The organism is Streptomyces sp. NPDC002032 (assembly GCF_042890765.1).
Classification (GTDB): domain Bacteria; phylum Actinomycetota; class Actinomycetes; order Streptomycetales; family Streptomycetaceae; genus Streptomyces.
On record NZ_JBIASM010000003.1, the window covers coordinates 369,396 to 392,723 of the forward strand.

The 23,328-nt window shown below is 74.3% G+C and carries 22 protein-coding genes and 2 tRNA genes; 12 read left to right on the forward strand and 12 right to left on the reverse strand.

Going from position 1 to position 23,328, the window contains the following annotated elements:
* Positions 1-123: 123 nt before the first annotated feature.
* The 3 genes from ACFYYT_RS09780 to ACFYYT_RS09790 all read right to left on the reverse strand — a co-directional run bounded on the left by ACFYYT_RS09780 (position 124) and on the right by ACFYYT_RS09790 (position 3,001).
* Positions 124-786 (reverse strand): NAD(P)-binding domain-containing protein, encoded by a 663-nt coding sequence (locus ACFYYT_RS09780; RefSeq protein ID WP_351818984.1) that lies wholly within the window; start codon positions 784-786, stop codon positions 124-126.
* Positions 787-938: 152 nt separating this feature from the next.
* The gene (locus tag ACFYYT_RS09785; RefSeq protein WP_351818981.1) at positions 939-2,318 is read right to left on the reverse strand and encodes a HAMP domain-containing sensor histidine kinase; all 1,380 of its coding nucleotides are present in this window, start codon (positions 2,316-2,318) and stop codon (positions 939-941) included.
* Positions 2,315-3,001 (reverse strand): response regulator transcription factor, encoded by a 687-nt coding sequence (locus tag ACFYYT_RS09790; protein WP_351818978.1) that lies wholly within the window; start codon positions 2,999-3,001, stop codon positions 2,315-2,317. The genes ACFYYT_RS09785 and ACFYYT_RS09790 overlap by 4 nt, the downstream gene beginning before the upstream one ends.
* Positions 3,002-3,079: 78 nt before the next feature.
* On the opposite strand from ACFYYT_RS09790, the gene ACFYYT_RS09795 reads away from it, so the two are divergent.
* The gene (locus tag ACFYYT_RS09795; RefSeq protein WP_351818976.1) at positions 3,080-3,643 is read left to right on the forward strand and encodes a hypothetical protein; all 564 of its coding nucleotides are present in this window, start codon (positions 3,080-3,082) and stop codon (positions 3,641-3,643) included.
* 81 nt (positions 3,644-3,724) lie between these two features.
* Here ACFYYT_RS09795 and ACFYYT_RS09800 read toward each other — a convergent pair whose 3' ends face one another.
* Both ACFYYT_RS09800 and ACFYYT_RS09805 read right to left on the reverse strand, forming a co-directional pair.
* On the reverse strand, positions 3,725-4,675 hold the full coding sequence (locus ACFYYT_RS09800) for a spermidine synthase (RefSeq protein ID WP_388607358.1): 951 nt from the start codon (positions 4,673-4,675) through the stop codon (positions 3,725-3,727).
* 25 nt (positions 4,676-4,700) lie between these two features.
* The gene (locus ACFYYT_RS09805; protein ID WP_388607361.1) at positions 4,701-5,174 is read right to left on the reverse strand and encodes a hypothetical protein; all 474 of its coding nucleotides are present in this window, start codon (positions 5,172-5,174) and stop codon (positions 4,701-4,703) included.
* Between the two features lie 218 nt (positions 5,175-5,392).
* Here ACFYYT_RS09805 and ACFYYT_RS09810 point away from each other — a divergent pair, with 218 nt between their 5' ends.
* Positions 5,393-6,736, forward strand: coding sequence for a tetratricopeptide repeat protein (locus ACFYYT_RS09810; RefSeq protein ID WP_351818974.1), 1,344 nt, complete (start codon positions 5,393-5,395; stop codon positions 6,734-6,736).
* Between the two features lie 123 nt (positions 6,737-6,859).
* On the opposite strand, the gene ACFYYT_RS09815 is transcribed toward ACFYYT_RS09810, so the two are convergent.
* On the reverse strand, positions 6,860-7,456 hold the full coding sequence (locus ACFYYT_RS09815; RefSeq protein WP_351818971.1) for a histidine phosphatase family protein: 597 nt from the start codon (positions 7,454-7,456) through the stop codon (positions 6,860-6,862).
* Positions 7,457-7,573: 117 nt separating this feature from the next.
* Between ACFYYT_RS09815 and ACFYYT_RS09820 the strand changes: the two genes are divergently transcribed.
* Genes ACFYYT_RS09820 through ACFYYT_RS09835 form a run of 4 tightly spaced genes read left to right on the forward strand, consistent with a single transcriptional unit; the run spans position 7,574 to position 12,480 of the window.
* Positions 7,574-8,485 carry a phosphatase PAP2 family protein gene (locus tag ACFYYT_RS09820; RefSeq protein WP_351818968.1) on the forward strand — a complete coding sequence of 304 codons (912 nt, stop codon included), beginning with the start codon at positions 7,574-7,576 and terminating at the stop codon, positions 8,483-8,485.
* Complete coding sequence (locus tag ACFYYT_RS09825) at positions 8,424-9,584, forward strand: hypothetical protein (RefSeq protein WP_351818966.1); 1,161 nt, start codon at positions 8,424-8,426, stop codon at positions 9,582-9,584. Before ACFYYT_RS09820 ends, ACFYYT_RS09825 begins: the two co-directional genes overlap by 62 nt.
* Positions 9,572-11,152: a hypothetical protein gene (locus ACFYYT_RS09830; RefSeq protein WP_351818963.1), complete on the forward strand. Its 1,581-nt coding sequence runs from the start codon at positions 9,572-9,574 to the stop codon at positions 11,150-11,152. Before ACFYYT_RS09825 ends, ACFYYT_RS09830 begins: the two co-directional genes overlap by 13 nt.
* A complete protein-coding gene (locus ACFYYT_RS09835; RefSeq protein ID WP_351818960.1) occupies positions 11,149-12,480 on the forward strand; it encodes an AAA domain-containing protein in 1,332 nt (443 codons plus the stop codon). Before ACFYYT_RS09830 ends, ACFYYT_RS09835 begins: the two co-directional genes overlap by 4 nt.
* Here ACFYYT_RS09835 and ACFYYT_RS09840 read toward each other — a convergent pair.
* Entirely contained in the window at positions 12,477-12,956 is a 480-nt protein-coding gene (locus tag ACFYYT_RS09840; protein ID WP_351818957.1) for a MarR family winged helix-turn-helix transcriptional regulator, read from the reverse strand. The two genes, ACFYYT_RS09835 and ACFYYT_RS09840, sit on opposite strands and share 4 nt — an antisense overlap.
* Positions 12,957-13,090: 134 nt before the next feature.
* On the opposite strand from ACFYYT_RS09840, the gene ACFYYT_RS09845 reads away from it, so the two are divergent.
* The 4 genes from ACFYYT_RS09845 to ACFYYT_RS09860 all read left to right on the forward strand — a co-directional run bounded on the left by ACFYYT_RS09845 (position 13,091) and on the right by ACFYYT_RS09860 (position 14,937).
* Entirely contained in the window at positions 13,091-13,648 is a 558-nt protein-coding gene (locus tag ACFYYT_RS09845; protein ID WP_351818954.1) for an NAD(P)H-dependent oxidoreductase, read from the forward strand.
* Between the two features lie 77 nt (positions 13,649-13,725).
* On the forward strand, positions 13,726-14,073 hold the full coding sequence (locus ACFYYT_RS09850; protein WP_351818952.1) for a hypothetical protein: 348 nt from the start codon (positions 13,726-13,728) through the stop codon (positions 14,071-14,073).
* Between the two features lie 194 nt (positions 14,074-14,267).
* On the forward strand, positions 14,268-14,873 hold the full coding sequence (locus ACFYYT_RS09855; protein WP_351818949.1) for a bifunctional DNA primase/polymerase: 606 nt from the start codon (positions 14,268-14,270) through the stop codon (positions 14,871-14,873).
* Positions 14,864-14,937, forward strand: a tRNA-Lys gene (locus ACFYYT_RS09860). The genes ACFYYT_RS09855 and ACFYYT_RS09860 overlap by 10 nt, the downstream gene beginning before the upstream one ends.
* 45 nt (positions 14,938-14,982) lie before the next feature.
* Here the strand turns inward: ACFYYT_RS09860 and ACFYYT_RS09865 are convergent.
* Positions 14,983-16,221 carry a M6 family metalloprotease domain-containing protein gene (locus tag ACFYYT_RS09865; protein WP_351818947.1) on the reverse strand — a complete coding sequence of 413 codons (1,239 nt, stop codon included), beginning with the start codon at positions 16,219-16,221 and terminating at the stop codon, positions 14,983-14,985.
* A gap of 368 nt (positions 16,222-16,589) precedes the next feature.
* On the opposite strand from ACFYYT_RS09865, the gene ACFYYT_RS09870 reads away from it, so the two are divergent.
* Positions 16,590-18,422, forward strand: a complete 1,833-nt coding sequence (locus tag ACFYYT_RS09870; protein ID WP_351818944.1) for an EAL domain-containing protein — start codon at positions 16,590-16,592, stop codon at positions 18,420-18,422.
* A 43-nt stretch (positions 18,423-18,465) separates the two neighbouring features.
* Here the strand turns inward: ACFYYT_RS09870 and ACFYYT_RS09875 are convergent, their stop codons facing one another.
* Together ACFYYT_RS09875 and ACFYYT_RS09880 are read right to left on the reverse strand one after the other, a co-directional pair.
* Positions 18,466-20,163: a glycosyl hydrolase family 18 protein gene (locus ACFYYT_RS09875; RefSeq protein WP_351818941.1), complete on the reverse strand. Its 1,698-nt coding sequence runs from the start codon at positions 20,161-20,163 to the stop codon at positions 18,466-18,468.
* Positions 20,164-20,418: 255 nt separating this feature from the next.
* The gene (locus ACFYYT_RS09880; RefSeq protein WP_351818938.1) at positions 20,419-21,588 is read right to left on the reverse strand and encodes an LLM class flavin-dependent oxidoreductase; all 1,170 of its coding nucleotides are present in this window, start codon (positions 21,586-21,588) and stop codon (positions 20,419-20,421) included.
* Between the two features lie 232 nt (positions 21,589-21,820).
* On the opposite strand from ACFYYT_RS09880, the gene ACFYYT_RS09885 reads away from it, so the two are divergent.
* Entirely contained in the window at positions 21,821-22,579 is a 759-nt protein-coding gene (locus tag ACFYYT_RS09885) for an IclR family transcriptional regulator C-terminal domain-containing protein (protein WP_351818935.1), read from the forward strand.
* A gap of 98 nt (positions 22,580-22,677) precedes the next feature.
* On the opposite strand, the gene ACFYYT_RS09890 is transcribed toward ACFYYT_RS09885, so the two are convergent.
* A tRNA-Lys gene (locus tag ACFYYT_RS09890) sits at positions 22,678-22,751 on the reverse strand.
* A gap of 72 nt (positions 22,752-22,823) precedes the next feature.
* Positions 22,824-23,309: a hypothetical protein gene (locus tag ACFYYT_RS09895; RefSeq protein WP_351818932.1), complete on the reverse strand. Its 486-nt coding sequence runs from the start codon at positions 23,307-23,309 to the stop codon at positions 22,824-22,826.
* Positions 23,310-23,328: the final 19 nt, after the last annotated feature.

A 23,328-nucleotide genomic window follows, 5' to 3' on the forward strand; every position in this document is an offset into this window, starting at 1 on the left:
CCCGCGCCCCCCCCCCCCCCCCCCGCGGGGCGGCCCCCCCCCCCCCCCGCCGCCCCCCCCCCGCGCCCCCCCCCCCGCGCCCGCCCCCCCCGCCCCGGGGGGGGCGGGCCGGGCGCGGGCGGCTCAGGCCCCCTGGATGTGGAAGTTGAAGTCCGTGCGCCCGAGGGAGCCCATCAGGCGCAGCCAGATCGGCAGCAGCATCTCGGTGCCGCGCGCCGTCTCGATGCCGCCGAGGTCGAGGATGGCCTGGTCCGGCCAGCCGAAGGAGACGAGAAGGCCGTGCACGGCCTTCTTCGCGTCGGCGTCCTCGCCGGAGAGGAAGACGTGGTGCTCCCCGGGCACCAGGGCCGGATCGACCATGATCGAGCAGTGCATGGTGTTCAGCGTCTTGACCACCCTCAGCTGCGGGAACGTCCGCTGGATCAGCTCGCCCAGGCTGTCGGTGTCCACGGGGTCCAGGCTCGGCGGGAAGCCCCGGGAGAAGTCCAGTGGGTTCGCGATGTCGATCAGGATCTTGCCGTCCAGGTGCGCGGCGTCGGCCTCGGTGAGCGCGGCGATGCTGACGCGTCCTCCGGTGGCGTTGACGAGGACCTCGCCCTCCCGGGCCGCTTCGGCGAAGGTGGCGAGGCCGACGGCCGGGTGGGCGGTCCGCCAGGCGGCGTAGTCCTCGCGGGCGAGGGTGGCGACGGGGTCGCGGGTGCCGATGACCACCTCGTGGCCCAGGGAGTCGAGACGGGCGGCGACGGTGCGGCCGACGACGCCGGTGCCGAGGATTGCGTAACGCATGCGATGTCCGATCAGACGATGGGTTCAGCACGTGCGGAAACGGGCCCCCGCCCCAACCCGCCCGGGGCGCCGGGTATTCCACGGTGCCGCGCCGGGCGCCGAGCCCGGGGATCCCTGACGCCCCGCCGACGGCCGCCCCGTCAGTCGCCCCGTCAGTCGCCCCGCCGCTTGCGCCGGCCGCGGCGGACGGCCGTGCCGCGGCCGCCGCCCCGGGCCCGGTCGTCGAGGGCGATCCACACCCGGACCTCGGTGCCGCCGAGTACGGACCGTCCCAGCCGGACGTCGCCGCCGGTGGATTCCGCGACCCGGCGGACGATGTCGAGGCCGAGGCCCGTCGAGCCGTCCCGGCCGCCGTCGTTGCCGCGCCGCAGGGCGGCGTCCGGGTCGGTGATGCCGGGGCCCGCGTCGGAGACGAGGACGATGACGGCGTCGCCCGCGTCGTGCACGTCCACCGCGAAGGGGGTGGCCTCGGGGGTGTGCCGGAAGACGTTGCCGAGCATGGCGTCGAGGGCGGCCGCGAGCTCGGGGCGCGGTACGGGGACCCGTACGGGGCGGGCCACTCCCGCGAGCCGGACCTCACGGCCCTCGTCCTCGGCGAGCGCCGACCAGAAGGCCATCCGGTCGCGGATCACCTCGGAGGCGTCGCACCCGGCGCCCGCGGACCCCTGGGTCGCGGGGCGCTGTTCGCGGGCGGTACGGATGATCGTGTCGACCTCCCGTTCCAGCTGCTCCACCGCGGTCCGGGTGTGTTCGGCGGCCGGGCCGTCGCCGAGCGAGGCGGCGTTGAGCCGTAGCACCGTCAGCGGGGTGCGCAGCCGGTGCGAGAGGTCGGCGGCGAGCTCGCGTTCGTTGGCGAGGAGTTCCACGACCTGGTCGGCCATGGCGTTGAACGCGGATGCCGCCGAGCGGAGTTCCTTCGGGCCGTCCTCGGGGACGCGGGCCCCGAGGCGGCCCTCCCCGAGCTGGTGGGCGGCGTCCGCGAGCCGTTCGGCGGGCCGTACCAGGCGGGCGCCGAGCCGGTCGGCGACCGCGACGGAGCCGATGACGAGGGCGAGGCCGACGCCGGCGAGGACCAGCCACGCGGTGGTGACGCCGTTGCTGACCTCGCTCTCCGGGACGAGGATCTCGATGACGGCGATGTCCCCGGAGCCCAGGGCGGTCGGCTGGAGCAGCGCCGAGCCCCCGTCGGCCACCCGGGCGGTCGTGGCCCGGCCGAGCCTGCGGGTCTCGGCGACGGCGCGGGCGCCCGCCCAGCCGTCGCCGATGTCCACGGGGGCGGCGCCGCCGACGGCGGGGACGTGGACGGCCATCCGGCGGGCGGCGCCCATCTGCGTGGACTCGACGGCCTTGCGCAGCTGGACGGGGTCGGTGGTGATGGAGAGGGTCGGCCCCATGGTGGCGGCCTGCCGCTCGGCGTTGGAGAAGGCCCGGTCGCTGGCCATCTCCCGCACCACCAGCCCCAGGGGCACGGCGAAGGCCAGGACGACCATGCTGGTGACGGCGAGGCACACCTTGACCAGGGCCCACCTCACAGCGGCGGCTCCAGCTTGACCCCGACCCCCCGCAGCGTGTGCAGGTAGCGGGGGCTGGCGGCGGTCTCGCCGAGTTTGCGGCGCAGCCAGGACAGGTGGACGTCGATGGTCTGGTCGTCCCCGTAGGACTGCTGCCAGACCTCGGCGAGCAGTTCGCGCCGGGCCACGACCACCCCGGGGCGGCCGGCGAGGAAGGCGAGCAGGTCGAACTCGCGGCGGGTGAGGTCGAGCACGCGGCCGTCCAGCTCGGCCTGGCGGCGCAGCGGGTCGATGGCGAGTCCGCCGACGCGCAGGACGCGGGAGGGCGGTTCGACGGCGACGGCCTGGGAGCGGCGCAGGACGGCGGCCATGCGGGCGGAGAGGTGTTCGACGGAGAACGGTTTCGTCAGGTAGTCGTCGGCGCCGTCGTTGAGGAGCCGGACGATCTCGGCCTCGTCGTCGCGGGCGGTGGCGATGATGACGGGGACGTCGGTGATGCCGCGCAGCATCTTCAGCGCCTCGGAGCCGTCGAGGTCGGGCAGGCCGAGGTCGAGGATGACCACGTCGAAGCGGTGGTGGGCGACTTCGCGGAGGGCCTCCAGGGCGGTGCCGACGCTCCGCACGGTGTGGGAGGCCTCGGTCAGGTGCCGGATCAGGGCGGAACGTACGAACTGGTCGTCCTCGACCACGAGCACACTTGCCATGGCGGCACCGTAGTCCATTCGGGGGACCCCGGGAGGCGCTGGGACACCTCTGTGACGGGTGGTGCAGTATGTCCCCTGATGCGACGAGGACTTGTACATGCCATGGCCTGGCTGCTGGCGACCGCCGCCGCCGTGGCCCTGTCGTGGTGGGGCGTGCACACGGTCATGTCCGGTACGGCCTACGATCCGCCGCTCGCGGTACCGCTGACGATGCGCCCCGTGACGGCGCAGCCGCTTACCTCCTCCACGCAGGGGTCCGGCTCCCCCTCGCCGTCGCCGTCCCCGTCGCCCTCCGCGACGGACCCGGCGTCCGCGCCCGCCTCCCCGTCCCCCTCCGCGCCCGCGAAGCCGAAGCCGGCGCCTCCGGCGGGCCGGAGCCCGTACGGCGGGGGGACGGACGGCGGTTCCGACGGGGGACCGGGCACCGTGAAGGGGTACTCGGTCTCGGGCGGCCGGGTCGTCTTCGACCTCGGGCCCACCTCGGCCGGGCTGGTCTCGGCGACCCCGGACGCGGGCTGGCGGATGCAGGTGTGGAAGCAGGACTTCTGGATCCGGGTCACCTTCACCCGGGACGGCCGCGAGGTGTCGGTGTTCTGCACCTGGCACGACCACCCGCCGGTGGTGGAGATCGTCGACCCCTGACGTCCACCCGACGGGACACCCCTGGCGGGGCGCTGCTACGCGGAGCACCCCCTGGCAGAACACCCCCTGGCAGCAAAGTCCCTAGCGGAACACCGACGGCGGCGGCTCCGGCGAGGCCACCGCCGAGGCGTCCGCGACGGGGGCCGCCCCGCCGGTGAAGTCCGCCAGGGCGCGGCCGTGTTCGACCCGCCCGGGGTGCGGGTCGCTCGCCACCCTGCGGGTGAACTCCGCGACGGGCAGCTCCCGGTCGGCGGCGACGAGCACCGCGTTGCCGAAGCGTTTCCCCCGCCACACCACCGGGTCCGCCGCGAGGGCCAGCTCCGGGAACCGGGAGGCGGCGGTGGCGATCTGGCCGCGCAGGTGGGCGAGCGGCGGACCGTCCGCGAGGTTGGCCACGTACCACCCGCCGGGCTTCAGGGCCCGGCGTACGTCGTCCAGGAACTCCGCGCTGGTCAGGTGGGCCGGGGTGCGCGCCCCGCCGAACACGTCCGCGACGACCAGGTCCGCCCAGCCGTCCGGCACCTTCGCCAGCCCGGCCCGCGCGTCCACCGCCCGGACCCGGACCCGCGCCTGCGGGTCCAGCGGCAGGTGTTCCCGTACGAAGGCCACCAGAGCGGCGTCGATCTCCACGATCTGCTGGGTGGAGCGGGGGCGGGAGGCGGCGGTGTAGCGGGCCAGGGTGAAGGCGCCGCCGCCCAGGTGGACCACGTTCAGGGGCTGCCGGGCGGGCGCGATCAGGTCGATGAGGTGGCCGATCCGCCGCTGGTAGGAGAAGTCCAGGTGCCCGGGGTCGTCGAGGTCGACATGGGACTGCGGGGCGCCGTCGATCAGCAGGGTCCAGGCGCGGGCCCGCTCCCGGTCGGGGGCCAGCTCGGCCAGGCCGCCGTCCACCTGCCCGGCGACCGGCCCGGCGGCGCGTCCACCGCCCTGGCCACCGCCCTTGCCAGTACCTTGGCCACCGCCCCGGACGTCGTCCTGACCGCCGGTGTCCTTGTTCCTGCCCTTGCTCTTGCCCTTGCCCTTGCCTGCCACGCCCCCATTATGGCTGGTCAGCGCCTCATCGGCAGTTGTCGGCCGCCTCGATCAGCCGGGCGGCCTCGCCGAGCGCCGCGCGCAGCACCTCCGGATCGGTGACCGGCCCCACGGCCTCGGGGGGCAGCAGCCAGCCGGTGCCGCCGGCGGTCGGGGAGGTGGCGTCGCCGAACCGGACGCCGCGCCCGTTGGTCTGCGTACAGGCACTGCCGGGCAGGTCCCAGGCGTCGGCGGTGCCGGGCGGGACGAGGAAGCCGAGGGTGCCGCCGGACCCGTCGTGGAGCACCGGGCCGACACCGGGGGCGGCGAGGCCGGCGCCGCGCCGGATGATGTCCACGGCCTCCAGGCCCTGCCGGGCGGGAACGGTCACCAGGTCCGGAGCCGGCGTCGGCGTCGGAGCCGGCGCGGTGGACGCGCCGGCTCCGGGCGCGGTGTTCGTACCAGTGCTGTCCATGCCGGTCTCCACCAAGGGGAACCCCTCCTCGATCCGTATCCGCATGGGTTCAACGCACGGGAGCGTCAACGGGTGCGGCGGCAAGACGCCGCAAAGGATGGCAGTTCATGGCGGATCGCGGGTGAGATATCCGTTTTGTAGCCAAACAGCGCGTGAACCGGCCTTCGTCGGCGGTACGTTCGTGCGCGCCGGAGCCGCGCTCCGGGGCGAGATCGACAGGGGTCAACCGGGATCACCTGAGATTGTCCAGAGAGGCCACGTCCATGGCGGCGTCCCCCCACTCACCCAACTCCTCCTTCCGGCGGCTGCGCGCGCAGCACTCCCCCGCCGAGTTCGCGGCCCTAGTGCGCCGGGCCGCACGGGAAATCGGAGAAACGGTTTCCTGCGACGCCCGTTACATCGGCCGGGTCGAGTCCGGGGAGATCCGCTGCCCCAACTACGCGTACGAGCGGGTCTTCCTCCACATGTTCCCCGGCCGCACCCTGGCCGATCTGGGCTTCTCCCCGCGCGAGACGGTCCGTGGGCGCTCCGCCCAACGCGCCCTGTCCGCGGCGTCCGCATCCCGCCCGTCTCCCCACCCCCACCCCCACCCCATCCACCGTTACAAGGAGAGCGACGTGCTGCGTCGCGCGTTCATGGCGGGCGGCTCCGCGACCGTGGCGGCCGCGACGCTCAGCCTCACCCTGCTCGGCGACACCCGCCGGCTCCCCTCCCGCGCCGGTGAGGCCGAGGCCGCCGCCGTCGAGGACGCGGTGCGCCAGATCCGGCTGCTCGACGACCGGCACGGGGCCGACGCCCTCTACCGGCGGGCGGCCCAGCCGCTGCGCACCGCCTACGCCCTGCTCGACGCGGGGGCCACCCGCCAGTCCACCGAGGACCGGCTGCACGCGGGGGCCGGGGAACTGGCCGTCTCGGTGGGCTGGCTGGCGCACGACTCGGGCCGCTTCGAGGACGCCCGCTCGCACTACGCGGAGGCGCTGGCCACGGCCCGGGTGTCGGGGGACGCCGCCCTGGAGGCGCACGCGTTCAGCAACATGGCCTTCCTGGCGCGGGACTGCGGGCGCCCGCGCGAGTCGGTACGGGCCGCCCAGGCGGGCCGGCTCGCGGCCCGCCCGCTCGGCTCCCCCCGGCTGCTGTCGCTGCTGGCGCTGCGGGAGGCGGGCGGCTGGTCGGGGCTGGGCGACCGCAGGGCCTGCGAGGACGCCCTGGCGCGGGCGCACACGGAGTTCGCGCGGGGCCCGTCGCCGGCCGACCCCGAGTGGATGTCGTTCTTCGGCGAGGCCGAGCTGGAGTCGCTGGAGTCCCGCTGCTGGGCGGCGCTCGGGGAGCACGCCCGCGCGGCGCGGCACGCCCGGCGCGCGGCGGACCTCCAGGACCCGCACTTCGCGCGCAACGTGGCCCTCTACACGGCCGAACTGGCGCAGGACCTGGCCCGCGCGGGCGCCCCCGACGAGGCCTCGTGGGCGGGGGGCCGGGTGCTGGACCTGCTCACCGAGGTGCGCTCGACCCGGATCCGGTCGATGCTCGCGGGCACGGCCCGCACCCTGGTCCCGCATCAGCGCTCCCCGCGCGTGGGCGCCTTCCTGGCCCGCCACGCCGAGGCCTGAGGGCCCGCCGGGCCCGCCCCCCGCCGGGCCCGCCCCCGCCCGGCCGCCTCCCGCCAGGCCGCCCCCCGCCCGGCCGGCCCTTCCCCCGCGAACCGCCGGGCGGGAGCGGTCGGCCGCCGGCGGTCAGGCGTCGAGGTGGCCCGTGTCGTTCCAGCGCTCCAGGGCCGGGGCCCCGTACGCCCAGCCCAGGACGGACAGCGAGGTCGGGTCCAGCCGGATGCGGGCGCCGAAGGAGGCCTCGAAGCCGAGCCAGCGGGCGGCGAGGGTGCGCAGGATGTGGCCGTGGGCGAAGACCAGGACGTCGCGGTCCGCCGCACGGGCCCAGCCGACGACCTCGTCCGCGCGCGCCGCGACGTCCGCGACGGACTCGCCGCCGGGGACCCCGTCGCGCCAGATCAGCCAGCCCGGCCGGACGGCCTGGATCTCGGCCGGGGTCATGCCCTCGTAGTCGCCGTAGTCCCACTCCATGAGGGTGTCCCAGGGCTCCGCCCGGAGTCCGAAGCCCGCCAGGTCGCAGCTCTCGCTGGCCCGGACCAGCGGGCTGGTGCGCACCTCCAGGCCGCGCAGACCCGCCCAGGGTTCGCGGGCGAGGCGCTCGCCCAGCAGCTTCGCGCCCTGCCGGCCCTCCTCCAGCAGGGGCACGTCGGTGCGCCCGGTGTGCTTGCCGAGCCGGGACCATGCCGTCTGTCCGTGGCGGGCGAGCAGGATGCGGGGGGCCATATCTTCTTCTCCCGGTACGTGGGGTTTCGTCCGCGATGCGGCGGTTCCGTCGTCCGTCCATCATCCACGACGTGAACACGGGGCAACTCGGCCCGTCCGCCGAGCGTCATACCCCGCATGACCAAACGGCCTGGGCCCACGCGCTGGTGGGCGGAACTGCTGCTCCTGGGACTGCTCTACGGCGCCTACTCGGGCGGCAGGCTCCTCGCCCGGGGGGACGCGGCCCTCGCCGTGGACCACGGACTGGCGGTGCTGCGCGCCGAGGAATTACTGGGCATCGACTTCGAGAGACCCCTCAACCGGCTGTTCTCCGGGACCGGCGCGCTCGGCATACCCGCCGACTTCGCCTACGCCTCCCTGCACTACCTGATCACCCCGGCCGTGCTGGTGTGGCTCTACCTCCGGCGCCCCGCGCAGTACCGCACCGCCCGCACCTGGCTGGTGGCCGCCACCCTGCTCGCCCTGGCCGGCTTCGCGCTGCTGCCCACCTGCCCGCCGCGGCTGCTGGACGCCGGGTACGGGTTCACGGACACGATGGCGCGGTACAGCGCCTACGGCTGGTGGGGCGGCGAGGCGAGCGCCCCGCGCGGGCTCGGCGCGCTGACCAACCAGTACGCGGCCATGCCGAGCCTGCACGTCGGCTGGGCCCTGTGGTGCGGGCTGCTGGTGTGGCGCCACGCGCGGCGGCCGCTGGTGCGGGCGCTGGGGCCGGCCTACACCGCACTCACCGTGGTCGTGGTCATGGGCACGGCGAACCACTACTTCCTCGACGCGGTCGCCGGGGCCGCCGTGATGGGCGCCGGGCTGCTGATCGCCCTCGGCCTCGCGGCCCGGCGGGCCGGCCACGGGCCCGCGCGGGAACCTTTCTCCCCGGCGGGGGCGGAGCCGGCCGGTCCGCCCGGAGCACGACCGGCCCGTTTTCGCGGTACGTCCCCGATTGTCAGTGGCGGATGGGACACTTCCGCCCGTGAGCTCCTACCCGCCCGCCGCTCCCCCGCGGAAGACGACCCTGCGGCAGCGCCTCGCTGACCTGCGCGGCCCCGCCGTGCCGCCCCGGCCGCTCGACGCCCGGTCCCTGGCCGCCCTCGCGGCCAACCCCGGCTGCGGCAGACGGGCCCTGCTCGACGGCGCCGGCGTGGACAAGGGCGCGCTCGCGACGGCTCTCGGTTCCCCTGCCGCCTTCGGGCAGTCGCAGTTCGCCATCGTCCGCGGCAACTCCTTCGAGGCCAAGGTCAAGGGCGACGGCGGGGCCGAGCTGCTGCGGCTCGCGCACGCCCGCCTGGGCGGTGCGGCCGAGCCGCCCGGGCCGGACGCCCGGGTCCCCGACCTGACCGCCGCCGGACCCGAGGGCCGTGCCGCCCGGACCGCGCTGGCCCTGCGGGAGGCGACCGCCGCGGGGGCGTGGACGCTGCTGGACCATCCGATGCTGGCCCTGGAGGTGGCGGGCTCCCCCGCCTACCTGGAGCCCGACGCGGTCGTGGTGGACCCCGACGGCCGGTGGACTGTGGTGGAGATCAAGTCGTTCCCGATGATCGACGGGGCCGCCGACTCCGCGAAGGTGGGCGCCGCCGCGCGGCAGGCCGCCGTGTACGTGCTGGCCCTGGAGGGGACCGCGCGGAAGGTGGCGGGGGCCGAGGTGGGCCACCGGGTGGTGCTCGTCTGCCCGAAGGACTTCTCCAACCTGCCCACCGCCGCGCTGGTCGACGTACGCCGGGAGCGGTCGGTGACCCGGCGCCAGCTGGACCGGCTGACCCGGGTCGAGGAGCTGGCCGCGGGGCTGCCCGAGGGGATGGACTTCGACCCCGCCCGGACCGCCGGGGAGCTGGCCGAGGCCGTCGCCGCCGTCGGCGCGGCCTACGCCCCCGAGTGCCTGGCCGCCTGCGAGCTGGCCTTCCACTGCCGGGAGCGGGCCCGGGAGGCCGGCGAGGTGAGCGCGCTGGGCCGTTCCGTACGGGGCGAACTGGGCGGGCTGACCACCGTGGAGGCGGCCCTCGCGGCGGCGGCCGGCGCGGGCCCCGCCGACGATCCCACGGCGGCCGCGCTGCGCCAGGCGGCCCGGCTGCGCGCCGAGGCCCTGGAGCGGGCCCCGGGCCCGGGCCCCCTCGGGGAGGACGCGTGTCCCTGCTGAACACCGTGGCCCGGCTGCAGGCCGTCCGCGCGGGCCGGGCCCAGCCGCTGGCGACCGTACGCCACCGGCACCTGAGCGACGCGCCGCTGGTCTTCGTACCCCTGACCACGGCGGGCGAGGCCGGGGCCCCGCTCGGCGCGATGGTCGGGACGGACCGCGGGGATCCGCGGATCCTCGTCATACCGCAGCCCCGCGACCGGGACCTGCGCTGGGAGTTCCTGGCGGAGCTGGCCCGGCAGGTCATGCCGTACCTCGACGGATACGCGGACGCCGTCGAGCCCGCGCAGCGGACCGAGACCGATCCGGAGTCCGGCAAGCGGGTCACCGTGGAGACCGAGCTGTGCGTGGACGCGCCGCAGCTGATCGTGCCGAGCCGGGCGGGCATCGAGTACGTCCGGCTGCTCGGGCGGTCGATGCGGTTTCGGCGGACCGCCGAGGAGGACCCGGAGAACCCGCACCCGGTGCCCACCCAGGTGCCGCTGCTGGGCCGCTGGTTCACCCACCTCGGCGAACGCGCGCGGGTGCCCGGCTCCGCCATGCTGCTGTCGGCAACGGACCTGCTGTCGCGGCACTGGGCGACCGGCCAGAGCAACCTGGAGGACCAGCACCTGGGCGCGCTGCTGGCCTGGATCGACCCCGGTGAGGGGATGAGCGGCGCCGAGCGGGCGCTGCGCGCCGAGCTCGGACGGGACGGGCGGGGGCAGTTGCTGGTCCCGCCGGCCGGTCCGGCCACCGATCCGGCCTTCGACAACAAGCTGCTGGCCCCGGCCATCGCGAAGTTCGACGCGGCCCGGGCGGCGCCCGGCCCCCGGGACGGCGAGGCGGCCCGGGCGGCCGGAGCGGCCGTCCGGCGGCTGGTGACGGACCAGATGCGGGGCACCTGGGACGCGGTGTGGCAGGCCCTCGACCTGCTGCGCGCCCTGCCGGCCGGGGCGCACGCCGAGGAGCGCTGGACCCGCGACCGCTGGTCGTACACCGCCCACCGGGACCGGGTGCGGGCGGGCGAGCCCCCGCAGCCGCGCCGCGACGACGCGGTGACGGCGGCGCAGAAGCTGGCCACGCGCGAGACCGAGCAGGTGCGGCTCGACGCGCAGGAGGCGCTGGACGACCCGCTCGTGATGGCGGGCCGGCGCATGACGGGCGAGGCCTTCGTGGGCGAGGTCACCGAGGTGGTCATGGAGTGGACGCAGACCAAGCGGCCCGCCCCCCGCCCGCTGCTGCGGCTGACGACCGAGGACCGCCCGCAACTGGCGCAGGAGGGCGGCGGGAAGGTGTTCCGCTCGCTGGACGGGCGCCCGCAGGCCGCCGAGTTCGTCCGCGTGGAGGAGGACGGGCAGCTGGTGCTGCGGCTGCTCGACAAGATGGGCCGCGGCCGGGAGCCGGAGCCGGGCTCGGTGCCGGAGAAGGGCGACCGGCTGTGCTGGACGCTGTTCGAGCACGACGCGCGGGGCGGCCCGAAGCTGCCCGACCCCGAGAACACGCCCTGGACGCACGGCGGCCCGCCGGGCGCCGCGACCGCGACCGCCCCCGCTCCCGCCGACGCCGTGACCGACGAGGACCTGCTGTGACGACCTTCGACCCGGGCGCGGCCGCCGCCCAGGCGACCGCCGCCATCCTGCACGACACCCTGCACGGCACCGAGCGGGGCGTGGTGGTGGACTCCCCGCCGGGCGCCGGCAAGTCGACGCTGGTGGTGCGCGCGGCCCGGGAGCTGGCCGCGGCCGGACGCCGGCTGATGGTGGTGGCGCAGACCAACGCGCAGGTCGACGACCTGGTGCTGAGGCTCGCGGAGAAGGATCCGGAGCTGAAGGTGGGCCGGCTGCACAGCAGCGACGGCGACGCCTACGACCCGGCGCTGCGGGAGCTGCCGTCGGTGACCCTGTCGGCGAAGCCGGCGGACCTCGCGGAGCTGCCGGTGACCATCTCCACGGCCGCGAAGTGGGCGTACGTGAAGGACGCGGAGCCGTGGGAGCACGCGATCGTCGACGAGGCGTACCAGATGCGCTCCGACGCGCTGCTGGCCGTGGCGGGGCTGTTCGACCGGGCGCTGTTCGTGGGCGATCCGGGGCAGCTGGACCCCTTCAGCGTGGTGGGCGCCGAGCAGTGGGCGGGCCTGTCCTACGACCCGTCGGCCTCGGCGGTGTCGACCCTGCTGGCGCACAACCCGCAGCTGCCGCAGCACCGGCTGCCGGTGTCGTGGCGGCTCCAGGCGACGGCCGCGCCGCTGGTCTCGCGCGCCTTCTACCCGTACGCGCGCTTCCGCAGCGGTACGGGGCCGGGCGAGCGGCGGCTGACGTACGGGGTCGCGGGCGACGGTTCGGGCCCGGACCGGGTGCTGGACGAGGCCGCCGAGTCGGGCTGGGGCCTGCTGGAGCTGCCCGCCCGGCACACCCCGCGCACGGACCCGGAGGCGGTGCGGGCGGTGGCGCTGGTGGTGCGGCGGGCGCTGGACCGGGGCGCCGTGACCACCGACGAGCAGTCCCCGCGCCCGGCGCCGCTGACGGCCGCCCGGATCGCCGTGGGCACCGCCCACCGCGACCAGGCCGCCGCCGTCCGCACGGCGCTGGCCGCGCTGGGCGTCACCGGGGTGACGGTGGACACCGCGAACCGGCTCCAGGGCCGCGAGTACGACCTCACGGTGGTCCTGCACCCGCTGTCGGGCCGCCCCGACGCGACGGCGTTCCACCTGGAGACGGGCCGGCTGTGCGTCCTGGCCTCCCGGCACCGGCACGCCTGCGTGGTGGTGGCCCGGGCGGGCATAGCGGAACTCCTGGACGCCCACCCGTCGACGGAGCCGGTCCAGCTCGGCGTCACCGTGAAGTTCCCCGACGGCTGGGAGGCGAACCACTCGGTCCTGGCCCACCTCGCCGAACACCGGGTGGCGTGGCGGCCCTAGGGGGCGTCGCCGCCGAGGCGGTGGCGCAGGGTTTCGCCGACCTCCGCGAGGGTGGCCAGCTGCGCCGGGGTGAGGGCGTCGATGAGGTGCCGTCGTACGGATCGCACGTGCAGCGGCGCCGCCGTCGTGATGGCCCGCACCCCGGAGGGGGTCAGCACCACCTCGGCCCCGCGTCCGTCACCGGCGACCTCCTCGCGGCGGACCAGCCCGCGCCCCTCCATCCGGGTGAGCTGATGGGAGAGCCGGCTGCGCGACCACCGCATCCGTTCCGCGAGCGCGCTGATCCGGGTCCGGTGGCCTTCGGTGGAGCCGAGGACCGACAGGACGTCGTAGTCGGCTTCGGAGAGGGCGCTGTCCTGGCTGAGGTCGCGCGCGATCTCGGCGTTGACCAGCGGGAACATCCGCCGCCACGCGTACCAGGCCTGCTGCTCGGACTCGGTGAGCCAGCGGGGCGCGGGCTCGGGCGCGTCGGTCATGCGCCCACCCTAGCGAGGTCGGTGACACGTCACCTATGCAGTTGACACATCATCCACCCACGGCTTTGCTGGGTGACACGTCAACCATCAGACTCTGACCGCACACCGCGCCCCCACTCCACGGGAGTTCACGCATGACCCGCCTGCACGTCATCTCCGCCGCCACCCGTCCCACCTCCTCCGGCCGCCCCCTGGCGGGCTGGGTCACCGACCGGGCCCGCGCCCACGGCGGCTTCGAGGTCACCCCCGTGGACCTGGCCGAGATCGCGCTCCCCTTCCTGGACGAGCCCGAGTACGCCTCCACCGGGAACTACGCCCACGCGCACACCCGGGAGTGGAGCGCGCTCGTCGACTCCGCCGACGCCTTCGTGTTCGTCCTGCCGATGTACAACGGCTCCTTCACCGCCCCCTTCAAGAACGCCCTCGACTTCCTCTACCACGAGTGGCAGGGCAAGCCGGTCGGCCTGGTCAGCTACAGCGCGGGCGGCACGGGCGGCGCCCCGGCCGCCGAGATGCTGCTGCCGGTCCTGACCCGGCTGGGCATGCTGCCCGCCGCTCGCTCCGTCGCGGTGCCCGGCATCAACGCACTGGTCGGCGCGGAGGGCTTCACCGCCCCGGAGGGTCTCGCGGACCAGCTGGCGGGCGTCTTCGAGGACATCGCGGCTCTGGTCAAGGAGCCCGCCGCCGCCTGAGCTCCCGGCCCCCTTGCGCGACGCTGGACAATGGAGGGTGGCCCGGAGGATTTCGTACGCGCAGCAGGAGGACACGCATGGCAGAGCCCGAGCGGACCGAGCGGAGGCTGCGGCCCGCGCCGCTGCTCTTCGAGCCCTCGGAGGCCGCCACGGACCCGGAGCACTTCTTCGACCTGGAATCGATCGAGGACCCGCGCGAGCTGCTGGCCCGCGCCACCGAGCTGACGCTGGCCTTCCGGGCCGCGCAGGACAGAGCGGTGGAGTTCCAGGCGCTGGCCGCGGCCCAGCTCGCGGACCCGCGCCGCTTCGACCGCCTCTCCGCGCAGGCCATCGCGGAGGCCGCCGAGTGGACCGAGGACTACGCGCTCAAGATGATCGAGTTCGGTGAGGACCTCCAGCGCGGCACGGGCCCCGACACCGCCTGACCCCCACGCGACGGCACCACCGGCACCGCCCGCAGCACCCGCACCGGCCCCGCCGGACACCAACGGGCTCCGCGCCTCCTCGCGCGGAGCCCGTTGGCATATGCGCGGCGCAACATACCCCAGCGCCGCCCGCCGTGTCCCGGTTTTCGGTAACTCCCGGGAACGGGAAGGCTACGGGCGGTAGACCTTGGCATATGACGACACTGACGACGGCCGCCGGCTGCCCCGCCCTCGACGGTCTCGACGCACGCCCCGCACCCGTCACCCAGGTCACGCCGCAGGGCGCCGCCTGGCTGGCCTCCGCCTCCGCCCACCCGCGGAGCACCCTGGCCGCCTGGCAGGCCCGGCCGGCCGCGCCCGCCGTGCTGCCGTGCGGGACCGCATTCGACGTCGTCAACGTCCCGCTCGTCCTCGGCCGCCGGATGCTCGACCTGCTCTGGGAGCGGGGCCCCGGCTCGGGTCCGGCCGCCGTGCACCGCGGCCGGATGCTGCTCTTCGCCGCCCCGGGCACCGCCCAGCGGCTGCCGGCCCTGCTCGCCTGGGAGGAATGGGGTCCGGCCGCGGCGGCCCCGCTGTGCCACGGCCACGGGGACGCCGTCACCGTGCCGCCGCTGGCGGCGGGCCACGCCGCCGCCCCGGGGCCGTCGCGGTGGCTGGTGGCCCCCGGTTCGCGGCTGCCCTGGCTGCCCGGCCCGGACTCCCTGCTCTGGGCGTTCCTGCACGCCGCCCGCGGTCCGGTATCGATTTTTCCTTCGGCCGGACCTGATGCTAATGTCTACGACGTCAGCAGGCGCCGCTAGCTCAGTTGGTTAGAGCAGCTGACTCTTAATCAGCGGGTCCGGGGTTCGAGTCCCTGGCGGCGCACAGACGGGAAACGACCCCCGCTCTTCGGAGCGGGGGTCGTTTTCGTCATGTCGTGATCTTCACGGTGTAGGCGCCGGACTGTGTGCGGTCCGCCACTTCGATGGTGATCCGCTCCCCCGGCACCGTGAAGGTCTCCCCGACCTCCAGCGGGGCGTCCGCCAACGGCGGGTACACCGAGCGGTCCCAGCAGGCCTCGGTGCGCGGATGCCCGTCCAGCACCTCGATCGGGCCGCCGCCCGAGGCCGGCTCGTTGCGGACCCGGTAGACCAGGACCCCCTCGGTGCAGGTGTCCCCGTCGTTGCCGGAGGATCCCCGGGCCTCGACGGCGATGGCGCTGCCCGGGCCGGTGCGGATCACCGCGAGCCGGGTGCCGCCCGTGCCGCCGCGCGGCGGGGCGTCGGAGAGCGGCTGGAGGGTGTGCAGGCTGGTGCCGGAGCGCACGCAGTCCACCTGAGACGCGTCCAGCCAGCCCAGCTTCCACTTGTGCCAGCCGAACAGGTCCGGCGCCATGCCGAACTGGCTGCCCATGACGTCCCAGTCGCCGACGTAGGTGTCCCAGTCGCCCTTCCCGTCCGACGGGCGGTGGTAGAGGTCGGGCAGGTCGAAGACGTGGCCGGTCTCGTGGGCCAGCACGTTGCGGTCCGGCGGGTGGTGCTCGAAGACCGTCACGATCCGCCGCAGGTCGGTGCCGTCGGCCCGCAGGGGGCGGTCGAAGTTCACCACCTTGGTGGCGTCGGAGTCCACGCCGGGGGCGTTGGGGTCGGCGACGAAGTACACGACGTCGTACGCGCTGAAGTCCACCTGCGGATCGGCGGCGGCGACCGCGTCGCGCAGGTACGCCGCCCGGTTCTCGGGGGCCCAGTCGCGCTGCATCCCGTACGCGGTCGACGGGCGGGGCATCCGGATCCACCGCTCCTGCGGGTGCGGGACCAGCCGGAAGCGGCCGTAGGAGGCCCGCGCGAAGTAGTCGGAGGTGGCCGGGAAGTAGTCGGAGGTCAGCTCCGAGGGGGCCACGGCGGGCTCATGGTCGGGGAAGGAGAGGAAGACCAGCACCGCGTGGAGCGCGCGTTCCGGCTTGGGGTAGGCGCGATTCCAGCTGTCGACGCCGAGGGAGTGGTGCGCGGCCGTGCGGGTCAGCGCACAGGGGCCGCCCGAACGCGAGTCGGCGACCGCGGGTCCGGCGACGAGCGACATGGCGGCCAGCGCCGTCATGGAGGTCAGCACCGCCGCGGTGCTTCGGATGCGGGAGCGGTCCACTCCCCCGGGTGTCTGCTGGCGCGGCACATCGACCTCCGGTGGTGGATTCGTACCCTCCCATCCACCTTGCGGCGATTGTCTTACTAATGCCCTGTTCCGCTGCCCCAGCCGAGTGAGCACTACGTCAAGTCGGTGACCCGCCGCCTTGACGCCCCTGCCTACGGAACGTCACGAGCGATCACGGCAGATCAGATGCGGCCCCCGCCCGCTCACAGGCGCGCAGAAACGATCGCGCACCCCCTGACCGACACACCGTCAGCACGCCGCCCGCAGGGCGTCATCACGGCGACGGACCACGCCCCGCACGGCGACGCCGCTGGATAGGGCCTCCCGGCAGCCTCTATGATCGGCACACTTTCCTGCACGGACACTCACGAACACTGCGGGAGCCAAGGGTGAGCGGAACCCCAGAAGGAACCGGTCCGGCGGCCGACAGCATCCGATCGGCCCTCACGGAGCGTCACCCAGCAGTGGCGGCCGTGCCGCGCGACTACCGGGCCGCCTTCGACGCGGCGCACCTCGCGATGGCCCTCGTCGACCGCGACGGCGAGGTCGTCGCATCCAACCGCGCCCTCGCCGCGCTGCTCGGATCCGAACAGCGGGCCCTCACCGGGCGGCGCGCCGCCGACCTGGTGGACCTGGCGGCCGAGGCCCGCACCTGGCAGGCCTATCAGGAGGTGCTGCGCGGACGGCAGGCCCGGCTGCGCTGCACGCGGCGCCTCAAGCACCCCGACGGGCACTCGCTGTGGACCGAGGTCACCCTGGGGCCGGTGCCCGGCACCCAGGACGTACTGCTGTCCGTCGCCGACATCAGCGACCGGCGCGACCTCCAGGCCCGGCTGCGGCACCTCCAGATGCACGACCCCGTGACCCGGCTGCCCAACCGGGCCCTGTTCTTCGAGCGGCTCTCCGCCGCCTTGGAGGCATCGGCCTACGGAATGGGCGGGACGGGCCGGATCGGCCTGTGCTACCTGGACCTCGACGGGTTCAAGGCCGTCAACGACACCCTGGGACACCGGGTCGGGGACCGTCTGCTGACCGCCGTGGCGGCCCGGCTGACCCAGTGCGCCGACCAGTACGGGTACGGGCGCACGGGCGGCCACCTCGTCGCCCGGCTCGGCGGCGACGAGTTCGCGCTGCTGGTCGAGGACTCGGCCGGCACCGAGCAGCTCACCGACCTGGCGCGCAGCGTACTGGCCGCCGTACAGGAGCCGTTCGACCTGGCCGGGCAGCGGCTGTCGGTCTCGGCGTCGATCGGGGTCGTGGAGCGGGACGCGGCCGGCACCTCGGCGACCGGCCTGATGCAGGCGGCCGACACCACCCTGTACTGGGCGAAGGCCGACGGGAAGGCCCGCTGGACCCTCTTCGACCCGGAGCGCAACGCGCACCGCATGACGCGCCAGGCGCTCTCCTCGACCCTGCGGCCGGCCGTGGAGCGGGGCGAGTTCGAGCTGGAGTACCAGCCGCTGGTGGACCTGGAGAGCGGAGCCGTGCGCGGGGTGGAGGCGCTGGTGCGCTGGCAGCACCCGCAGTTCGGCACGCTCACGCCGAATCGGTTCATCGGGATCGCCGAAGAGGACGGCTCCATCGTCCCGCTGGGACAGTGGGTGCTGCGCACGGCCTGCCGCCAGGCCAGGCGCTGGCAGATCGAGCACCCCAGCGACACGCCGGTGTTCGTCTCCGTCAACGTGGCGGTGCGCCAGGTGTGGGACTCCGACCTGGTCGGGGACGTCGCGGAGATCCTCGCCGAGACCGGACTGGCCCCGCAGCTGCTCCAGCTGGAGCTGACGGAGTCCGCGGTGATGGGCTCCACCGGGCGCCCGCTCCAGGCCCTCCAGGCGCTGAGCGACATGGGGGTGCGGATCGCGATCGACGACTTCGGCACCGGGTACTCGAACCTGGCCTACCTGAGCCGGCTCCCGGTCTCGGTGCTGAAACTGGACGGCTCCTTCGTCCGGGGCTTCCGCTACGACGAGGGCGCGCACCCCAACCCGGCCGACGAGACCATCGTGGAGGCCCTGGTCCAGCTCGCGCACCGGCTCGGCCTGACCGTCACCGCCGAGTGCGTGGAGACCGCCGGCCAGGCCGCCCGGCTGCGCCGCGTCGGCTGCGACACCGGCCAGGGGTGGCTGTACTCCCGAGCGGTGGCCCCCGAGGCCATCGCCACGATGATCAGCCGGCAGAGCGCCCGGCGCGCCGACGGGCCCGCCCCGCACCCCCTCGTGTGAGGGGGCCGGGGCGGGCCTGCGCTCGGCGCCGGGTGGGGGGAGATCAGCAGGCGCCGAGGTCCTTCCAGACACCCCACTGACCCGTGGTGCCCGGCGTCTCGTTCTGCGTCCACCACTGGGCCTGCCACTTGTGGCCGCCGTAGGAGACCTGGCTGCCGCCGGTGTAGACGGTGCCGGCGACGTACGCCGGAACCGATCCGCACCCGGTGGGCGGCGGGGTCGTCGGGGGCGTCGTGGGCGGGGTGGTGGGCGGAGTCGTCGGAGGCGTCGTGGGCGGGGTGGTCGGCGGCTGGGTGGTGCCGCCGAGGGCGTCCGAGATCTGGTTCAGCAGGGTGGTCTTGTCGTCCAGGCCGAGCAGGGAGTACATCATCGCGCCGGCCAGGCCGCGCTGCTTGCCGTAGTCGACCCGGGCCTGGATCGACTTCTGGTTCAGGCCGGTGAAGAACTCGCCGTCCTTGTAGAAGTACGAGGCCTTGGCCTGGTCGTCCCAGTAGGTGGCCGCCGGGTTGTCGACGATGCCGCCGAGCTCCTTGTAGTTGGCGATGCCGGCCTGCTGGCTGGTGGGCCGGGCGCCGGAGGCGCCGGTGGCGCTCTGCGCGAGGCCGTTGTTCGCCCCGGCGGGGACGCCCTTCCAGCCGCGGTAGTAGAACTCGTAGCCCAGGGTCAGCTTGTTGGCGGGGAAGCCGCCGGTGATGCCGTAGGCCGGGTTGCCGTCGATCCAGGAGTCGATGGCGTTGTCGATGCTGTACTTCTGGGTGCCCGGGGCGATCGGGTCGGTCGGGTCACCGGCCGGGGAGTACAGCGGGGACTGGTGGTACGTCGGGCCGTCGCTGTCCCAGGCGCCGTGCATGTCGTACGTCATGATGTTCGCGTAGTCGAGGTACGCGCCGATCTTGTCCGTCTCGATGTACTTGATCTTGTCCTGGCCGGCCGGGAGGGCCGAGGTCAGCAGGTACTTCTTGCCGCCGTTGGCCTGGCCGTAGGCGTCGAGCTGCTCGCGGAACTCCTTGAGCAGCAGCGTGAAGTTCTGCTTGTCCTCGGGGGCGTAGTGGTTGCCCAGGTGGCCGCCCGACGAGCCCGGGTACTCCCAGTCGATGTCGATGCCGTCGAAGATCCCGGCCGCGCTGCCCTGGCCGCCGAAGCCGCCGTCGACGGGCAGGTTGCCCTTGATGTACTGGTCGATGCAGGAGGAGACCAGCTTCTTGCGGGAGGCGTCGGTCTTGGCCGCGTCGCTGAAGTACTTCGAGTACGTCCAGCCGCCGATCGAAATGTTGATCTTCAGGTGGGGGTACTTGGCCTTCAGCTGCTTGAACTGGTTGAAGACGCCCACGATCGGCTGGTCCCACTTGTCGGCGACCCCGCTGACGCTGTCGGCCGCACTGAAGGACTTCTGGTAGTCGGCGTACGAATCGCCCGCGCCGTCACCGGCGTTGGGGTTGTTGTCGTCCCCCGCCGCCTTGTTCGCCTCGAAACAGGTGAGGTTGGTGGGGTGGATGTTGCCGAACGAGTAGTTGATGACGTCCAGCTTGCCCGCGATGCCCCGGGTGTCGAGGTGCTTGGGGTAGAACGCGCTGCCGTACACGCTCCACTGGTCGTAATAGGCGATCTTCACGCCGCCGCCGCTCGCCGTGGTGGAGCTGTCGGCGGCCTGGGCGGTGCCCAGTCCCGCGAAGGTGGCCAGCGCTCCGGCTGCCAGCGCGGCCGTGGCGGCGGCCGCGATGAGGGGTTTACGGATGTGCATGAACTGCCTCCGGGGGGTGGGAGGGGAGGAGCATCAGCTTCAGGTGAGAGAAGTGATAGCGATCACCCGGCACCCCAGTCAATGGTTTGGACCAAAGAAGGACTAGACCACTGAGCAGCCAAATCCGCTCGTCAGAGGGGTGAGAGGCCGTCAAAAACCGCCCGCCACCCCGGGTGACGAGCGGTTTAAGGATGTCTTAGGTCATGCTCCGGCAAGGTTTCGGCAACAAACCAGCCAAACCCCGTTCGTCTGCGCTCAAGCCGGAGTCGACCCCTCCGTCGGCATCCCGTACGCATCTGCGACGAGCCCGTACGAGCGCACCCGGGCGTCCCCGCCGTGCGCGTTGGCGGTCAGCATCAGCTCGTCGGCGCCCGTCCGCCGCACCAGGGCGTCGAGCCCCGCGCGGACCTCGTCGGGGGTGCCGTGGACGATGTTCGCGAGCCAGCCGTCGACGAACTCCCGCTCCATCGGAGAGAACGCGTACGCCGCCGCCTCCTCGGGCGTCGGCACCAGCCCGGGGCGTCCGCCGCGCAGCCGGAGCATCGACAGCGCGCCGGTGAGCACCTGCGCGCGGGCCTGCTCCGCCTTGTCGGCAGCGAGGGCCGAGACCCCGATGAGGGCGTACGGGGCGTCCAGTACGGCCGAGGGCCGGAAGCTCTGCCGGTAGAGGTCGAGGGCGGGCAGCGTGCCGGCGGCCGAAAAGTGGTGGGCGTACGCGAAGGGCAGCCCCAGTTCCCCCGCGAGGCGGGCGCTGAACCCGGAGGAGCCGAGCAGCCAGACCGGCGGGCGCCCGGCGGGCCCCTGGACCGGTCCGGGCACGGCGTGCACGCGGGCGTACGGGTGCCCGTCGGGGAAGTCGTCGTCGAGGAAGCGGGTGAGCTCCGCGAGCTGGCGGGGGAAGCCGTCGGCCGCCTCCTCCAGCCGCCCGGAGCCGCGCAGCGCAGCCGCCGTACGGGGGTCGGTGCCGGGCGCGCGGCCCAGGCCGAGGTCGATCCGGCCGGGCGCGAGGGCCTCCAGGGTGCCGAACTGCTCGGCCACGGCCAGCGGGGCGTGGTTGGGCAGCATGACCCCGCCGGAGCCGAGCCGGATCCGGGAGGTGTGGGCGGCCAGGTGGGCCAGGATCACGGCCGGGGAGGAACTGGCCACCCCGGGCATGGAGTGGTGCTCGGCGACCCAGTGGCGGTGGTAGCCGCGGGACTCCGCGAGCCGGGCGATCTCCACGCTGGTGCGCAGGGACGCGTGGGCGGTGCTGCCGCTGCCGACGGTGACCAGGTCGAGCACCGAGAGCGGCACCGGCGCCGCGCCCCGGACCGTGCCCCGGATCGCCGCGCCGGCCGGATCCGCGCCGGTCACCCCCGCGCCGGTCCCCGTGCCGCCGCGCTCTCCGCCGTCCGCACGCCGGTCCGCATCCCCGGTGTCGCTCATCGTCGCTCCCGTCCCGTTCCGCTCGTATCCGTACGAAGAATTCGAACCATGGGGGCGCGCCGGGCATTCCCGGCACATCTGCGAGAAAGGCATGCCCCTGACATATGCCAGACGGATAGGTCCTGACAGAGGGGCTTGATTGAGCCATCATTCTCCTCAACACACGCTCCACTCGGGCCTCTTGGTGGCTATCGTGAAAGGGCAAGCGGTAACAACCTGGTAGGGGGAGACCGTGGCGCTGAAGCCCGAGCCGACCGCGCCGTTCCACTCGGTGCAGTACGCACTGCGCGTACTCGAAACGATCTCGCGGCACACCGGCGGTGTGACCGACGCCCAGATCTCCCGCGAGACGGGGCTGCCGGCCGCCCACCTCGCCCCGATGCTGCTCATGCTCCGCCGGGAGGGCTACGTCCTGGAGATCTCCGACGGCGCCTACGCCACGGGCGACTCCCTGGTGCTGCTCGGCTCCGGCGCGGACCGGCAGCAGGCGCTCCAGGAGAAGCTCCAGGAGACCCTCGACCGGCTGCGGGATTCGGTCGGCGCCGCCGTCTACATCAGCCGGTACGTCGACGGTGAGGTCCGCATCACCCAGTTCGCGGACAGTCCGCGCACCCCGAAGGTGCACGAGTGGGTCGACTTCCGCTCGGCGGCGCACGCCAGCGCGGTCGGCAAGTGCCTGCTCACCCAGCTCGACCAGAACGGGCGGCGCGACCACCTGTCCCGGCACAAGATCGCCCGGCTCACCTCGAAGACGATCGTGAACGAGCGGATCCTCTTCTCCAAGCTCGACAGCCAGCCGGCCACCGTGCCGGTGCTGGACCTCCAGGAGTACGCCGTGGGCACGGTCTGCGCGGCGGTTCCGATCACGGCCGGGTCCGCCGTGGGCTGCCTGGCGCTGTCGATGCCGGTCGAGCACGCCCACCGGCTGCGGGCCGCCGCCGAAACGCTGAACCGGAAGGCCGCGCCGCTGCTGCTGTCGCTCACGCTCTGACCCGGAGGACGCCGGGAAGGGGCGGGAAGGGCCGGGAAACGGCGGGGAAAACACTTCGGGCGGTTCCCGGTGAAACCGGAAACCGCCCGAAGGACAGGTGCGCCGCCAGGGACTCGAACCCCGGACCCGCTGATTAAGAGTCAGCTGCTCTAACCAACTGAGCTAGCGGCGCCTGCTGACAGAGAAAATACTACCTGCTCCGCAGGGGTGCTCAAAACCGGTACCCGGGGCGGCGCCCCGGGGCCTACCAGGAGGCTTCGAAGGGCTCGGGCCGGTGCGGGGAGTACAGCAGCAGGACCCCGCTGTCCCCGTGGACCGTGCGGCGCCACTCCCCGAAGAGCCTCGCGACCTCGCGGGCGTCCTCCGCGTACCCCTTGCCCACGGAGCGGGTGGTGAAGCTGATCCGGGCCTCGGCCGCCCTGGCCGTGGCGCGGACGCGGACGTCCTTGATGCTGCCGGCCGGCATGAGCCGGTCGGAGGCGCGGTGGTGGCGGTCGAAGTAGTCGCCGAACCCCCGGGTCATGTCGTGCCAGCCGTCCGCCGCCGGGAAGGCGGCCACTGTCCGGGACGGCGTCCCGCCGCCGCCCGCGCCGGGCGTGCGGCCCCCGGCGTGCGCTCCGGCCGCGCCGCAGGCCGTGAGCAGGCCGCCGAGCAGGGCCCACACCGCTGCCGTGCGGGCCGCCCGGGCCGTGCGGGCCGTCCGTGAGAATGCCGGTGCCGTCGGTGCCATGCCGCCCCCCTTTCCATGG

Excerpts from the sequence above, each read along its gene's own strand:
- ACFYYT_RS09855 (WP_351818949.1), top strand. The coding sequence starts at position 14,268 with ATGACGACACTGACGACGGCCGCCGGCTGCCCCGCCCTCGACGGTCTC.
- ACFYYT_RS09875 (WP_351818941.1), bottom strand. The coding sequence starts at position 20,163 with ATGCACATCCGTAAACCCCTCATCGCGGCCGCCGCCACGGCCGCGCTG.
- ACFYYT_RS09820 (WP_351818968.1), top strand. The coding sequence starts at position 7,574 with ATGACCAAACGGCCTGGGCCCACGCGCTGGTGGGCGGAACTGCTGCTC.
- ACFYYT_RS09845 (WP_351818954.1), top strand. The coding sequence starts at position 13,091 with ATGACCCGCCTGCACGTCATCTCCGCCGCCACCCGTCCCACCTCCTCC.
- ACFYYT_RS09810 (WP_351818974.1), top strand. The coding sequence starts at position 5,393 with ATGGCGGCGTCCCCCCACTCACCCAACTCCTCCTTCCGGCGGCTGCGC.
- ACFYYT_RS09815 (WP_351818971.1), bottom strand. The coding sequence starts at position 7,456 with ATGGCCCCCCGCATCCTGCTCGCCCGCCACGGACAGACGGCATGGTCC.
- ACFYYT_RS09895 (WP_351818932.1), bottom strand. The coding sequence starts at position 23,309 with ATGGCACCGACGGCACCGGCATTCTCACGGACGGCCCGCACGGCCCGG.
- ACFYYT_RS09780 (WP_351818984.1), bottom strand. The coding sequence starts at position 786 with ATGCGTTACGCAATCCTCGGCACCGGCGTCGTCGGCCGCACCGTCGCC.
- ACFYYT_RS09850 (WP_351818952.1), top strand. The coding sequence starts at position 13,726 with ATGGCAGAGCCCGAGCGGACCGAGCGGAGGCTGCGGCCCGCGCCGCTG.
- ACFYYT_RS09795 (WP_351818976.1), top strand. The coding sequence starts at position 3,080 with ATGCGACGAGGACTTGTACATGCCATGGCCTGGCTGCTGGCGACCGCC.
- ACFYYT_RS09805 (WP_388607361.1), bottom strand. The coding sequence starts at position 5,174 with ATGCGGATACGGATCGAGGAGGGGTTCCCCTTGGTGGAGACCGGCATG.
- ACFYYT_RS09880 (WP_351818938.1), bottom strand. The coding sequence starts at position 21,588 with ATGAGCGACACCGGGGATGCGGACCGGCGTGCGGACGGCGGAGAGCGC.
- ACFYYT_RS09790 (WP_351818978.1), bottom strand. The coding sequence starts at position 3,001 with ATGGCAAGTGTGCTCGTGGTCGAGGACGACCAGTTCGTACGTTCCGCC.
- ACFYYT_RS09840 (WP_351818957.1), bottom strand. The coding sequence starts at position 12,956 with ATGACCGACGCGCCCGAGCCCGCGCCCCGCTGGCTCACCGAGTCCGAG.